This is a genomic window from Almyronema sp., assembly GCF_052168255.1.
GTDB lineage: Bacteria > Cyanobacteriota > Cyanobacteriia > Phormidesmidales > Phormidesmidaceae > Sphaerothrix > Sphaerothrix epifaneia.
In genome coordinates, this window is sequence record NZ_JBQLZL010000066.1 from 1 (window position 1) to 14,019 (window position 14,019).

The window sequence follows — 14,019 nt, forward strand, 5'->3', positions numbered from 1 at the left end:
CGGCCAGAACAATGCCAACACCTGGACGATAGACGGCACTGACAGCGGCACGGTCGATACAACCGCCTTCTTTAACTTCACCAACTTGGTAGGCGGTACAGCCGTAGATACGTTCAACCTCAGTGCCGGTGGCAGCGTCACCAGCATTGACAGCGGCAATGGTGCCGATATTTTTAACGTAACGGGGGGAACCGCAACTACCCTCAACAGTGGCAACGGGGGAGATGTTTTTACCCTCACTTCAGGCAGCTTGGGCACTGTCAACGGCGGCGACGGCAACGATGAATTTAATGTTAACGGGGCATCTCTCTTCGTTGATACCCTCAATGGCGATGTTGGCAATGACGTTTTCAACCTCACGTCTGGCAGCGTCAGCAATCTCAATGGTGGCGACGGCAACAACGACCAATTTGTTTTCTTTGATGATGGCTTTACTAGCAATATTGACGGCGGCAATGGCAACAACGACACCTTAGACTATTCAAATATTGTTGATCCTGTGGTTGATCTCAGTGCTTTTGATGTTCAAAACATTGAGGCCATTATTGGCAGTAATGCATCTAACAGCACTTTGATTGGAGCCGATGTTGATAACATCTGGAGCATTACAGGTATTAACAGCGGCACCCTCAATTCCAGCCTAGACTTTAGCGATTTTCAAAACTTTGTAGGGGGCAATTTAACAGACACTTTTATCTGGTCAGGCATTGGAGCCATCACAGGTAATATTGACGGTGGCACAGGCACCCTGACGTTAGAAAGCGATAATGCCATCAACCTGACAGGCACCAGCATTTCTGGTACAGGCTCTTTAATTATTCAGCAATCTACGGCAGGCACAGGGATTCAGTTTGATGGGGCGGGTTCAGGTTTGAATCTGACGCCTTCATTATTTAGTTCTGTAATTGCTGATGGCTTTACAGATATTGCAATTGGCAACACTGAAACGGGTGACGTAGTCACCAGCAACAACTTTTTAAGCTTTAATGCGCCTGTCACCCTTCAAGGTAGCTCTGTTACCACCAATGGCTTTATTAGCAACAGTGGCAATGATGTCACCTTAATTGGCAATGGCGGCGCGGTTGTGCTTAATTCCGGCATCAATACTGCAACAGGTGGCAGCGATGGTGGCAACGTTAGCCTCACAGGTACTTCAGTCACCCTAAACAATGGTGTAACGATTGATCCATTCACAGGTGGCAATTCAGCGAGTACGGGTAAAACAGGCGATATTACGATTACTGCTTTAACCGGAGATGTCACCCTAGGTTCAGGGATTTTGTACGGTGACAATTACAACTTGGGCGGGGGGGGCAATATCAGCATTGTCAGCGAACAAGGGTCTATCAACCTGAACGGGGGTCGTCGCATTATCAGTACCAATGGTGGGCAGGGAACTGGCGGTAGTGTTTCTTTGCAAGCCGCGCAGGCTGTCAATATTCAGGGGTTAGGAGCCGCCATTGATACCAGCACGAATGGCACGGGCACAGGCGGCAACATTGCGATCGCGGCTGAAACCATCAATGTTCAAAATCAAGCTGCCCTCAATGCCGAAACGACAGGCAGTGCCATCGGTGGCAATATTGCGCTGGTAGCCACTCAAGCCATTACGATTCAAGGTGGCGCGACTGAAATCAGCACCAACGCCAGCGGTAGCGGTAACGGCGGTTCCCTGACGGCTCAAGCACCTGATATTAACTTGCAAAACGGAGCCATCATTAGCGCCCAAACATCCGGTGGGGGGACTGGGGGCAGCATTGGCCTGACTGCTACTCAAACGCTCAATATTCAAGGTGGTGGCACCGGAGTCATTACAGATGCCAGCAGCAGTGGCTTGGGCGGCACCATTACGGCTCAGGCTACAGATATTAACGTGCAAGACGGGGCTGTCGTCAGCGCCCAAGCTTCTGCGGCCAGCGAAGGCGGCAACGTCATCTTTCAGGCGGGGCAAAACCTCATCCTGCAAGGAACTACTACCGAAGTGACTACCCGAACAACGGGAACAGGAGCAGGCGGAGATGTTGCTTTTACTGCTGGCAACCAGCTAGAAATTGACGGCAGCAAAATTACCGCCGATGCCACCAATAGCGGCGCAGGTGGAACCATTAGCCTGCAAGGAGGCACGGTCAGATTACAAAACAATGCGGAGGTTCAAGCCAGAACTGCTAGCAGCGGGGCAGCGGGTAATGTCGTGGCAACGGCAGTCGGTCAACTCGACATCAACGACAGCGTTATCACCACTGATACCAGCAGTACCGGGGCGGGGGGTAGCGTTACCGCCCAGGGCAGCGCCATTAACCTTAACAATGCCATCATCAGCACGGGTACCTCCGGCGCAGGTACCGGGCCAGGGGGCGATATTGGCATCAATGCGGCTACCGATTTTAATCTGACTGACTCGACCATTTCTTCGAGTACTTTGTCTTCTCAATTGGCGATCGCCGGGAACATCACCATTGCAGCCGCCAACATTAGCTTAGACAACGGCAGAATCATTGCTGAAACCAGCGATAACGAGACAGCGGGCGGCGGTTTTGTCACCTCAGGGGGGCTAGTTGGTTTCAACGTTGAAGGTGGCAACATCACCGTTTCTGGAACAGGTATCGGTAGCCTGCTGATGGCTAACAACAGCCTGATTTCAGCCCGTGGCATTGAAGTCGGAGCCACCCAACCCGGCGTCGGCAGTAGCAACTCAGCAGTGGCAGGTGGCAATATCTTTTTCTCTAACTTCCTGACTATTCGAGCGGTTGATCCCCCGATTGGGCCGGCTGGCAACGACATCGTTACTAACGAAAGCCTAGCGGGCGGGGGAGTGATTGACTTTGGCCTGATCTTGCCAGACGGTTTTGTCTTAGACGAATTGGGTTTATCTTTTGCAGAATTGCGTTCCAACAGCCAAAATGACCTTTCCACCAATGGCCTGATTGATATTTTAGATACCGGCATTTTTGAGCAAGCGGCTGCGATTCCCTTGGCCTTCGTTGACCTCTCTGAATTAGTGGGCGACTCTTGCTCAGCCGGAACCTCTGAAAATAGTGAGTTTATTGTGGGCGGTCAAGGCGGCTTGCCCACCAGCCCCAATCAGCCCCTAAGCCCAACGTTAGACAACAACGACTGGATTTTAATCGACGATTCCTTCGATAGTTCAGCCTCAACAGCCCCGCCAGCAGCCTCCCTGGCTCGTCAGCAACAACCGGGCAATGGCATATGTCTCAATTCTTTACTTTCTCAAACAATTCAATAATAGGTACCTGGAATTTGTAGATCGATTGCTGAAGAGCTTATTAGATAAACCGGAGAACTTATCTACTGAGGAAATGGCTATGAAACGCGCAATTTGCTTTTCAATGGCAGTTTTAACTGCTTTGGTATCAGGGGTGTTTAGCGCTAGCCATCTACCTGCTAAAGCCGCCGTGGCGTCGGCTACGGCGTTTGAGCGCTCTCTGGGGCAATCAGGCGAATTGCTGGTTGCTGGGCGCTATCGCTTTCGCTTAAGGGTGCGGCCAGCCCAATATCGTATTGGGGGGTTTCGGCGGGGCAACACCTGTTTTGATGCGGGTCGAGTGATGGCTCTGGTTCCACCAACGCGCGAAGTAGAGCAGGTAGGGTTTCGGCAGGTGGCGGTAGATAGTACGCTTTCAGGGCATCCGACTTTTTTGGTCTATGTAGAAGGACTGGGCGAAAAAGAAGCCCAATTCACCCTACAAAATGCCGAGGGCACAGAGGAAATTTATAACACCACCTTTGCACTACCCAATGAAAGTGGCATTGTAGCGGTTGCAGTGCCCAATACGGCTCCTGAACTGGAGATTGGTGAAAGCTATCTTTGGCAAATGGCGGTGATTTGTGATGCGGCTAACCGTTCTGAAGATGCGGTCGTTGGCAGTTGGGTGCAGCGCAATTCTTTAGAAACGCTGCGGCAGTCTTTGGATGAGTCAGATGCAGTCGATGCAGAACTGAGCCAGGAATTTGAAACTTTGGCAGCGCAGCTCGATAGCGCTGACGAGCGGGAAAAAACTCAGGCTTTAGCAGAGCTAGGCATTTGGCAGGATTCAATTGCTGAACTAGCTGCCTTGCGCTACCGCAACCCCACCGACAGCGACTTAACCGAATCCTGGACAACACTGCTGCAATCCGTTGATATGGATGCTTTTGCCAATGCCGATGTTGTGCAGCTTGAGCAGTAAAGTTTTGTCGCCTCGTGTAAGGGTTAGTTGAAGCTTCGACGGCGATCGCTCAGGCTATTTATAGCTTTTGCAAAGACGATTCAACAGACGCTACAGCTTCTCTAATCTGCGGCAAAATTTAGTAACAAAGATAACGTTCAAGACGACTATCCAAATTTTGCCATTGTTAGCAAAGCGACTTCTCATTGAAGTTGGCTGCATAAGCTTAAAGCCACCAGCAGTAGTTGTTTAAAAGAGCCAAAGATCTTTAGATGAGTCCGGTTACGATACCCGCTTTGTTGCCATTTGGGAGTATTCCTCATGAGACGAATAACTTGGTGTCCCCTTTTTCTATCGGCTGCGTTAGCAGTCAGCGGGTTGCCGCTAGCCTCTAGTGCTGCAACCGCTAGCATTCAGGCGGGTATTGGCACCCTCAGCGAGAACCACCAAGAGGTCTTACTGGCTGGCTATCGAGGCTTTCGCCTGCGCGTGCGTACCTCGCGTTATCGCTCCGGTGGATTTCGCCGTGGCGGTAGCTGTCTGGTCAATCAAGGCGATCAGGTGGCTGTTGTTGCGCCCCCGGCTAGATCGGAAGAGGTTGAATCTACCCTGACAGGTCTAGCGCCATCAGAGGTTGGCCCTGTTGACGTAACGGCTTCAGCCCATCCCACCTTTTTGGTCAATGTTCCTGACTTGGAAGGTGCGGCAACCGCAGAACTCACCATTCAGCATGAAGACTACACGCGAGCCGATGCTGAAGTGGTAAACATGAGCTTTGAGCTAAACGGCCAGCCTGGAATTGTGGCAATTCAGGTGCCTCAATCTGAAACGGCTCTAGAGCCGGGGAGTAAATACCTCTGGCAGTTGGCTATTAAGTGTGAATCAGAAAGTGCTTTAGATAATTCAAGTAATTTAGTTGTTGATAGCTGGATCGAGCGCGAGGCGATTGACGCTTCTCCTACCGGATCGCTGCAAGATCAGCTAGCTTTCTATGCTGAAAGAGGCATTTGGCAGGAAACGGCTGGAACGCTGGCTCAGCTACGCTATCAGTTTCCCGATGATCCGGCGATCGCCAGCGACTGGCAAGCCTTGATGCAAGATGTTGGCTTAGACGAGTTTGCGGCGGTACCCGTTGTGCAAATGGTGCAATAGGCACAGAAATGATGGCGGCTGCATCCGGCGAATTCCAAATGGGGTTCGCCGGATGTGCTTTAAAGCTGTGGCGATCGCCGTAGCACCCGCGTTGAGACGCTGAACGCGGGGCAAACCAATGACCGCAAAGTTTTCTTTCTGCCCTCCGCTTTTAGCCCAAAGGCGATCGCTAGGGAGTAAACGTAATCGAGAAATAAATACCAGACTCTTGCAGCGTCCCTTCTTCAATGTCGTAGTCAATTGAAGTGATGGGAATACCCCAGTCGAGACGGGCGCTTAAATAGTCGCCCTGCCGCCAGATTAAGCCAATGCCTGCACCGGAAATTAAATTGGGGTCAGGCGAATCGGTGGGGTTGTCGGGGTGATTCCAGCCTTGGCCAATATCGAAGAAGGGACTGACCTGCAACAGTCCTTCAATTTCGGGGATGCGCAAAATTGGCAACCGCAGCTCTGCCGAAGCCAGCCAGCCATTGTCGGTTAGCAGCGTATTTTGGCGATAACCCCGCACAGTCGCCTGCCCGCCCAGACCAATTTGTTCATTTGGAACCAAGGGGCGATCGCTCAATTGCAAATCGCCGCGCACCAGCAGGAGCGAATCGGGGGCAAACAGCTTGGCAAACTGTGCCCGTCCGCGCCAGCTCAAAAAGCGACTATCCGGCGGATCTTCATTGATGGTTGAACCTAACGTATCTAGCCCTAAGCTAAACTGCGATCGCAGGGCAAAGACCTGTGTTTCGCCTTGTTGCAGCCAGTCTTGAGCAAAGCGCAACGCGGCAACGCGGGTAAAGCCGTCGTCATCGGCTCCGGTAGCCGGAAAGGGTAGCCCCTCCAGAAATTCGCTTTGGCTTTCTCGGTAAGAGCCGATCAGACTGAGGGTAAATTGCTGCGTCGGGCTTTTGAAAATAGGCTGCTCTAGGGCAACTTCATACAGCGTAGAGTCTGTTTGAATATCTAAGGCGCTAAACGCTTCGGTCAAAATTTCGCTGTCGCTATCACTAAAGCTAAACCGCAACGTCGTGTCATAGGGGCTGATGGGCACTGCGTAGCTCAGGTCAAAATTGCGGCTACCTTCAGTGCGGCTAGCGCCAAAGAAAAGGCCGTCGCCCAAGCCGCTTAAGTTTCCCTGGCTGACCTGAGCCGTCTGCCGCAGACTACCGACGCTAGGCGACTGGTTATTGTCGATCGTAAAGCTCACCTGATCGCTAGAAGCTTGAGTAGCAGCTACGTTGAGAATGCTTGTGCCTGTGCGAGTGCCCGTTACCAGTTCTGTAGAAATGGTTTCAATCAGCGGATTGATTTGTAAAACCTGAACCCCTGCTAGTACGCGGTTGATGTTTAACGGCGCTTCACCTGCGATCGCCAGCCGAGAGCCAATATAGCCCGGATCTAAAGGGCGATCGACGGTTACGTCAATATAGCGATTGCTATAAGCCGGATCTAACCAGTCTCGCATCACCAGGTTAGACAACGAACGGGCAAAGGGTGAACCAAACGGTGAAGTCAACGTGGCTGAATCAACCGCTAAATAAGTAGGCGAGGGCGATCCGGCTGGCGTTTCTAAACTCTGGTAGGGCTGGTCGATGCCCCAGGTTTGATAGCTGATTTGCAACGTGTTGCTGGCTAAGTCAGCCGCTTGACTGCTTTGCTGGAGTTGTCCCAGCGTCTCTATGTTGTCGAGGAAACGGCTTTCTGGCAGGTTAGATGGGGCGACGGGAGCCGACGGCACCCGAAACCAATCCGCTGCAGGTTGAGTAATGGCTGACGGTAGCGCCGAAAGTTCAATTGGATCAAGCGGATTAAGGGTCACGTTAACCGCTTCTAAGCTGCCTTCAATAATCTGAATGGCAATGGTAGAGGTGTCGCCCGCTAAAGCCTCGGCGGGGATAAAAGCTCCAGAGGTGATATACCCCCGACTGACGTAATAGTCGGTAATGGCGTCGCTAGCCCGCACCAAGTCACTCAGGGTTAAGTTGCGGTTGATCGCCTCGGCGGGTGGAATTTCGTCGCTGGCAGTAGCGGTTAACGCTTCGGTTCGCAAAGCGGCTGCCTGGGCGACTTCGGCTAGCGTTTCAGCGCTGAAGATGCTGCTGCCTAGTACCTCAAACTGCTCGACGAAAAATCCTTCTGGTTCGGCAGGTTCAGTCACCTCTGGCAAAGCTGCCTGCTCATCCGGCGGGGTAACAGGCGCGGTGGCGGCAGGCGCGATCGCGGTTGAATCAGACGCGTCTGGGCGGCTAGGGGCGGCTAACGGCGGCAAGACAGGGGCAGTCGCAACGGCAGATGGCGGAGAAGGTTCTTGCGGCAGCGGCAGCGGCGGACGGGTGAAGCGAGGCGGGGTGCTGAGTTCGGCCAGGGTAGGCGGTGGGGTGGGGCTAGCGGCGGGCGCTAACTGCTGTGCCGCTGCTGCTAACGTTGTGGGCGCAGCAGCTAGCTGCTGCGCTGGGGTGGTGGCTGGGGCGATCGCGATGGCAGAACGACTCAGCTCAGGGGCGCGATCGCTCGTTTCTGGCTGGGGTGGGGCGGAGCCAGACGCCGCTTCAAGCCGATCGCTAGAAGCAGGGGAGCGGCTAGTGGGCGCAATGGGGGCGCGATTGGGGGGAGCAGTAGCGGTGGCGCGATCGGCGGTAAGCGGGCGACTGGGGCTAGTTTGTGGCCGCACTACTAGAGGAATATCTGCGCGATCGCTTGCCCTTTCATCGATCGCCGGAGCCGTTAAAAAAGCGGCATCCCAGCGAAACACCGGACGCGTCAACAGCAAAAAGCAAGTCCCCGTCAAGGCCGATAGGCTTAGCGCTTTGGCTACCCCGTTTAAGGGCGGTAGCGGCAGCAAATTAGGTCGAACCGCTGTTTCCATACCTTAATCCTGTGGAAGAACGGTATTGACGCCCCTGTTCACGTATCTAGCTCTCTGCGTCACTCTCGACAGCCCGTTTGCAGACTTCTTAGTCAAGGGTAGCCGCAACCCAGCAAACTACCCAGAAATGGCAACGTTTTTACACGTTCATCTGGCCACAAATCCCAGAGGTGAGCGTGGTACAACTAATGACAATGACGAGGTGCGTAACATCAGGCCAGCCGTATGACCAAGGTGATTTCTGTTCATTCTTTTCGAGGAGGGACAGGTAAGTCAAACTCAACCGCTAATTTAGCGGTGCTGATTGCTCGTCAGGGGTACCGCGTGGGGATTATCGACACGGATATTCAGTCCCCCGGCATTCATGTGCTGTTTGGCTTTGACGAAGATAACATGCAGCGATCGCTTAACGATTACCTGTGGGGACGCTGCCCAGTTGAAGCGGCTGCCTACGATGTCAGTGCCGTGTTGCAAGGCATCAGCCGCGATCGCAGTGCGATTTATCTGATTCCTTCGAGTTTGCGGGCAGGCGAAATTGCCCGCGTTTTGCGCGAGGGCTACGACGTGGGGCTGCTAAACGAAGGGTTTCAGTCTTTAATTGAAGCCTTAGATCTCGATGTGCTTTTGATTGATACTCACCCAGGGCTAAACGAAGAGACGCTGCTGTCAATTACGATCTCAGATATTTTGCTGCTCATCCTCCGCCCCGACCACCAAGACTTTCAAGGAACAGCCGTCACCATCGATATCGCCCGCAAGCTAGAGGTGCCCAAAATGCTGCTCTTAGTCAATAAGGTGCTGGTATCGTTTGACTTTGTCGCCCTCAAAAGCGAAATTGAAACGACCTACAATACTCCCGTAGCGGGTATTTTGCCCCTAACCGAAGAAATGATCCGGTTAGGCAGCAGCGATATTTTCTGCTTGCGGTTTCCGGATCACCCCTTTAGTCAGGTTTTGGCGACGGTAGCTCAACTGCTGATGAGTTAGTGACTGCCCCAGCTAATCCAACGGTGCGGCGTACCTGTGGTAAGCTGCTGCTGGCAAGACTGCGCAGCCTCCAGGTTGGTGCCTTCGCAATCAACCCCTTCTAGGTCTACGTCGCTAATGCAGGCACCGCTAAGGTTGACGTGGCTGAAGTTAGCGCCGCTTAGCTCAACGGCGTTGAGGTTGGCACCGCGCAAATCGGCTCCTTCCATATCAGCGCTGCGCAAGTCGGCTTGGGTGAGGTCAGCGCCAACTAAGCTAGCGCCGCGCAAGTCGGCTCCAATGAAATTAACCTCTTGTAAGTTAGCGCCGCTAAGGTCAGCGCCTTTGAGGTCAGCGTCGCTGAGGTTGGCTTGCCGGAGGTCGGCACGGCTGAGGTCAGCGTTGCTGAGGTTAGCGCTGCTGAGGTCGGTGCCGCTGAGATTGATGCTGCTGAGAGCGATCGCACGGAGGTCTACCCCATGCAAGTGAATATTAGAAAAATCGCGATCGCCACGATTGTATTCGTGTAAAAACTGTTGAATATCCATTCTGGTTTGTCTCCCTGGGTGATGTGAAACTCCCCACGTTTTGGCTCAAAGTTGAAGCGTATGTAGCTGTCAATAAGGGCGATGAAGGGAACGCCGCGTTCTCTTCCATTGTGTCGCAAACCTGATCAACTCATACATTTGATTCACACAACGAAAACAGAACCCTCCGTTTTGCCTACTGAGGCGATGTTTTGCAGGCGGTTGCCAAACGGAGGGGCTAAATCGCTCAAACCGTTGATTCTGGTTCGTAAAGGGTGGGTTCTAGTTCGCTCAGCTTAGCTTGCACAAACTGATGAGCGTCTTGAACGGCTTGATTGTAAATATAAGGGCCTAGCTCAGCTACAAAAAAGGTGAGCAGGCTTTTGGCCTTAAAGTAGCTGATCTCTTCGTCTAATTCGGTGGCGAAGTGCGCCTGAATGGCGCTAAGAAGCTGATCTCGCTGCGCTTTAGATAGCTTTATGTGTACCGGAGACGGGCGAGAACGCTGGCTCATAAGTTTTGTGAGGGGTCAGCTTTTTTCTAGCTTACAGCGCTCGGCGGCATGGCAGGTTAAGCGCTGCTGCCGCTGAGCTACCAGGGTTGGCAGGTCGGGGCGTCCGGTGAGCTTGAGCCGCCAGTCTGCCCAAATTTCATAGAGCTTGTCTACCAGGGGGCCAATGAGCGGCCATTGGGTAGCGGCGTAGATCCAACCTATGCCCAAAATTTCGTAGACTTGCCGAAACACAGCGACGTTTTTAACCACGGTGCCGTCGGCTCGAATGGCGTGGATGCGACCCATGGCGGTGGCGTAGTCTATGTCGGCGTTGGCGGCGGGTTCATAGTCGGGCGCGGCAATATCCACAAATTTGACTAAGCCACGTCCGGCGTCGCGTTTTTGTAAAAAGTTGACTTCTCTGAGGCAAAGGGGGCAGTCGCCATCGTAGAGCAGCTTGATTTGCCAGTGCAGGTTAGCTGGGTTGTTTGCTAGGGTAGTCTTTCTAGGGGCTGGGGATGAGGTCACAAGTACGCTGCCTTGTCGCTTTGCAACAGTTTGTAACTCTATTCTAAGAAAGATTAGGTTCATGAGGTATTTAGCAACCACGATCCTCGCCGCCGGAATGTTTGTGACGCTGGGTTTTATGCTTCAGGCGAGTGAGCCTGGTCAGTGGGGAACGTGGGCGTTTTTGTTGCCGTTTTTGGCGTGGGCGATCGCCCCTTATCTGGCCGTTATTGCTGCGATCAGGCGGTTTCGCGCCAGCTTTAACTCGCTGCTGACGTTGCTGGTGGCGGCTAGCCTTTTGACGCTTTCTAGCACGGCGCTGCTCTACGATGCGTTTGTGTCTCGCCCGGATGCTCAAAGCGGGCTGGTGTTTTTAGTGCTTCCGGTTTATCAGTGGATTGGGTTGAGCTTGTTTTTAATTGTGGCTCGGCGCTGGCAGCGGCAAGCTTCGTCTACGCTGGGCTAAGGTTTTGAGCGTTAGGCCAGTCGCGTGTAGTAGCCCTGTTTTAAGGGCTGGGCGGCTGATATTTTTCAATTTCGCTCATGGGCAAGAGCAGCGTGTCTTCAATGTATTGCCGGGTGGCTTTGGTGACGTAGCAATCGCTGTTGAGGCAAGCGACCAGTAGCCTGTTGGCGTTGTAATACTGTTGCAGGCTTGCTTGTTGTTCCTCGGTAAATTGCCAGTCGTGGCCGATGTTGCGGTGTTCGATCATGGCTGATCGCAGGTTGTCTGTCCAATTATCGCCATGTTCTTGCCACCAAGCTTGAAGATCCTCTTCTAGACCATTTTTGTCGGGTAGCTGATCTTTTAAAGCCTCTAGCTTGAGCTTGAGTGCGGGATCGCTCTGACTCACTTGTTTTATAGAGTGGGTGAGGGTGAGGTCGAGGTTAAGGTTAAAGTCGAGGTCAAAGTCGAGGTTGAAGTCGAGACAGATATAGAGGTCGAAGTCGAGGTCAAGGTCGAGGGCAGGAATGAGTTCGGGAGTGTATTCGAGGGTATATTCGAGGGCGTGGCCGAAGATGCGGTCGAGGGCGTAGGCGAGGTAGAGGGATTGGTCGAGGGTACAGGTGAGGTAAAGATCGAGACCGAGGTAAAAAGCTCGAATGGCGGCGGGTTTGTAGGTGGCATTGACTGAGTGCGATTTTTGCTCAACCCAGCCTAGGAAAGCCTGTAAACTAGCATCTTCGCCAATCAGTTGATCAGCCTGGCTTTTCATCGCCAGCAGCAACCCATCGGCTTCTGGCAGCATCCCCACCGCCAGCAAAAAGATTTCGCAATAGCGCTTTTCGGTAATGTGTGTGACTAAATTTTCTAGCGCCGCCTGAAGCTGGGCGGTGGGGCTGGTGATTTGTTTGGCGGTGAAATATTCCTGAAAAGTCAGGTGCGAAAACGAGTAAATGCCGCTGGCTCGCTCTACCAGCAGGCCGTGTTGGGCTGCGATGGATTTCAGCACGGCTTCGCTATCGAGCTGTAGGGCTTCTGCGTCTTCGTTGGCTCCGGGCAAATTGCGAATATAGTCAATAATTTGCTGCTCCACCACTTTTTGCTTAAAGAAATAGTCGCCACGGGCAAAGGTTTGCAAGGCAAGCTGGCTGAGCAGGTCTTCTTTGCGCTTTAGCGACAGCTTTTTGTAAACCTGGTCGCGTTCAATATTGCGCTTGGCGTCCCACTTTTTCAGCAGCACGTCTAGCCCTTCTTTATACAGCTCTGAGCGATTGGCCGGGAAGTCTGCTGCTTCGCCAAACACCAAACACAGCAGCGTTAGCAGCAGCGGATTGGTGGCTAACTCTTGGATGGGTTTGTTGTTTTCTAGCCGCTGGATAAAGTTTTTGCCTTTTTCGGCGTCTTGCTTAGCCTGAAACCATTTGGTAGCAAAGTCTTCAATCTGCGCTGGGCTGAAATCGGCAACTTCTACTTCGGTAAACTGCTGAAAGGTATATTCCCGCGCGGCAATGCGGCAGGTCATGACAAACTGACAGCCCCGGAACTGATGGGTAAAGCCTTTAATTTCTTGCAAAATGCGATCGTGGTCGGCTGCTTGCACTTCATCCAGCCCGTCCAGCAAAATCAAAGCCCGTCCCTGCTGCAAAATTACCGCGAGAGCAGCCACCGCTTCAACTTCACAGGCTTGCCACTGATTAGCAATATACGCTTGCAAACCTGGTTTTTCCTGGGCTTCCGCAAACTCCTTGAGCGTGACGAATATGGGAACTTGCTGAGCCTGAAATTTACCCTGATTGCACAGCGTTGCTAGCCGCTTCATAAACGTGGTTTTGCCTGCCCCCGGCTTACCCAAAATCAGCAGCTTGTTGTGGCGCTCAACCGCCTCTAGCCCCGGTACCCGTTCATGGTGTATTTGACCAAGGCTAAAGCGATCGAAGTTTTCGAGGTCGCAGTTTTCTAGCAGGTCAGCAATGCCAAGCCGTCGTCGTCCAGAGAGTTTTTCTAAAATGTTGACGTCGGTATAGATATCGCCAAGGCCGATAGGCTGAGTCATATCTAGCACCCGCATGGTGCCGCAGCGGTGGTGAATATCGGCTTTTACCTGCTGGCGAATTGTTTGAACAAGAGCGTCAATATCGGCTTTGGCTTTGATCGGTTCAAGGGTAGCGGCAGTTGGTTTTAGCCCTGCAATTTCTTCCCAGTTCAGGTCTAGCGCTTTGCAAAAGCTGACAAACAGCTTTCGACTGACAGATTTACCAGAGCAAAACTTCACCGCTGGCTGACGGCTGCATTCACAGCGCTGCGCCAGATCCTCACGACTCCATCCTTTTTCGGTTAAAGCTCGATCGATTGGCTCAATGCTTTCTGGGGTTGCGGTAAGCGATCGCGCTGCCATGCCATTCTCATATCACTTGCCCCCAATTCTACTCAACGCAACCAAACTCATCCTCAAGTCATCCTCAACTCATCCGCTGCGAAACCCTTGCCGGGACTGAACTTTAGCGACTTTTTTAAGACCATAGACACAGTTAAATAAATCGCAGAGTTCACATGCAATTACCCAAACCGTCCTCGCCGTTTAATCTCGTTTTTACAGCGGTGCTATCGCTAACGCTCACCTCCGGCGGCACTGCTTTGCACCTGGCCAATCAGCCGACGCTCACCCAGCCCCAAGATCGCATCTTAGATAGCGCCTTGGCGATGTGGACAACGGGCAGCGCCACCCTAATCGGGTTGCTCAGCAGCCGCTCTAGCTCAGATGATAACGATGAAGGCTAAAGACACCACCGACCCAAGATCCCTGACTTTTCTGAAAACTCAGGGATCTCGGCTTTGTAGGGCGATGATACCCCCTACAAGAACTGAGCGATCGCCAGAGTGTCTAGAACCTAGCGAAGATCGCCTCAAGC

General features: G+C 52.7%; 11 protein-coding genes. 6 read left to right on the forward strand and 5 right to left on the reverse strand.

Annotated features, from left to right (window positions below):
- From ACTS3T_RS14755 to ACTS3T_RS14765, 3 genes are all read left to right on the forward strand, one after another.
- The coding region (locus ACTS3T_RS14755; RefSeq protein ID WP_462935235.1) for a beta strand repeat-containing protein at positions 1-3,244 on the forward strand (3,244 nt) is incomplete at its 5' end.
- A 79-nt stretch (positions 3,245-3,323) separates the two neighbouring features.
- Positions 3,324-4,187 carry a DUF928 domain-containing protein gene (locus ACTS3T_RS14760; RefSeq protein WP_377963795.1) on the forward strand — a complete coding sequence of 288 codons (864 nt, stop codon included), beginning with the start codon at positions 3,324-3,326 and terminating at the stop codon, positions 4,185-4,187.
- A 300-nt stretch (positions 4,188-4,487) separates the two neighbouring features.
- Positions 4,488-5,318 (forward strand): DUF928 domain-containing protein, encoded by an 831-nt coding sequence (locus ACTS3T_RS14765; RefSeq protein WP_377963793.1) that lies wholly within the window; start codon positions 4,488-4,490, stop codon positions 5,316-5,318.
- Between the two features lie 169 nt (positions 5,319-5,487).
- On the opposite strand, the gene ACTS3T_RS14770 is transcribed toward ACTS3T_RS14765, so the two are convergent.
- Positions 5,488-8,172, reverse strand: coding sequence for a ShlB/FhaC/HecB family hemolysin secretion/activation protein (locus tag ACTS3T_RS14770; RefSeq protein ID WP_377963791.1), 2,685 nt, complete (start codon positions 8,170-8,172; stop codon positions 5,488-5,490).
- Positions 8,173-8,397: 225 nt separating this feature from the next.
- Between ACTS3T_RS14770 and ACTS3T_RS14775 the strand changes: the two genes are divergently transcribed.
- Positions 8,398-9,159, forward strand: coding sequence for a MinD/ParA family ATP-binding protein (locus ACTS3T_RS14775; protein WP_377963789.1), 762 nt, complete (start codon positions 8,398-8,400; stop codon positions 9,157-9,159).
- On the opposite strand, the gene ACTS3T_RS14780 is transcribed toward ACTS3T_RS14775, so the two are convergent.
- From ACTS3T_RS14780 to ACTS3T_RS14790, 3 genes are all read right to left on the reverse strand, one after another.
- Positions 9,156-9,686 (reverse strand): pentapeptide repeat-containing protein, encoded by a 531-nt coding sequence (locus ACTS3T_RS14780; RefSeq protein ID WP_462935236.1) that lies wholly within the window; start codon positions 9,684-9,686, stop codon positions 9,156-9,158. The genes ACTS3T_RS14775 and ACTS3T_RS14780 overlap by 4 nt on opposite strands.
- A 226-nt stretch (positions 9,687-9,912) precedes the next feature.
- Positions 9,913-10,179 (reverse strand): DUF2164 domain-containing protein, encoded by a 267-nt coding sequence (locus tag ACTS3T_RS14785; protein ID WP_377963785.1) that lies wholly within the window; start codon positions 10,177-10,179, stop codon positions 9,913-9,915.
- Positions 10,180-10,194: 15 nt separating this feature from the next.
- A complete protein-coding gene (locus tag ACTS3T_RS14790; RefSeq protein ID WP_377963783.1) occupies positions 10,195-10,686 on the reverse strand; it encodes a thiol-disulfide oxidoreductase DCC family protein in 492 nt (163 codons plus the stop codon).
- A 61-nt stretch (positions 10,687-10,747) separates the two neighbouring features.
- Between ACTS3T_RS14790 and ACTS3T_RS14795 the strand changes: the two genes are divergently transcribed.
- Positions 10,748-11,131: a hypothetical protein gene (locus ACTS3T_RS14795; protein WP_377963781.1), complete on the forward strand. Its 384-nt coding sequence runs from the start codon at positions 10,748-10,750 to the stop codon at positions 11,129-11,131.
- 40 nt (positions 11,132-11,171) lie between these two features.
- On the opposite strand, the gene ACTS3T_RS14800 is transcribed toward ACTS3T_RS14795, so the two are convergent.
- Complete coding sequence (locus ACTS3T_RS14800; protein ID WP_462935237.1) at positions 11,172-13,505, reverse strand: NACHT domain-containing protein; 2,334 nt, start codon at positions 13,503-13,505, stop codon at positions 11,172-11,174.
- Between the two features lie 155 nt (positions 13,506-13,660).
- On the opposite strand from ACTS3T_RS14800, the gene ACTS3T_RS14805 reads away from it, so the two are divergent.
- A complete protein-coding gene (locus ACTS3T_RS14805; RefSeq protein ID WP_377963777.1) occupies positions 13,661-13,888 on the forward strand; it encodes a hypothetical protein in 228 nt (75 codons plus the stop codon).
- Positions 13,889-14,019 lie beyond the last annotated feature (131 nt).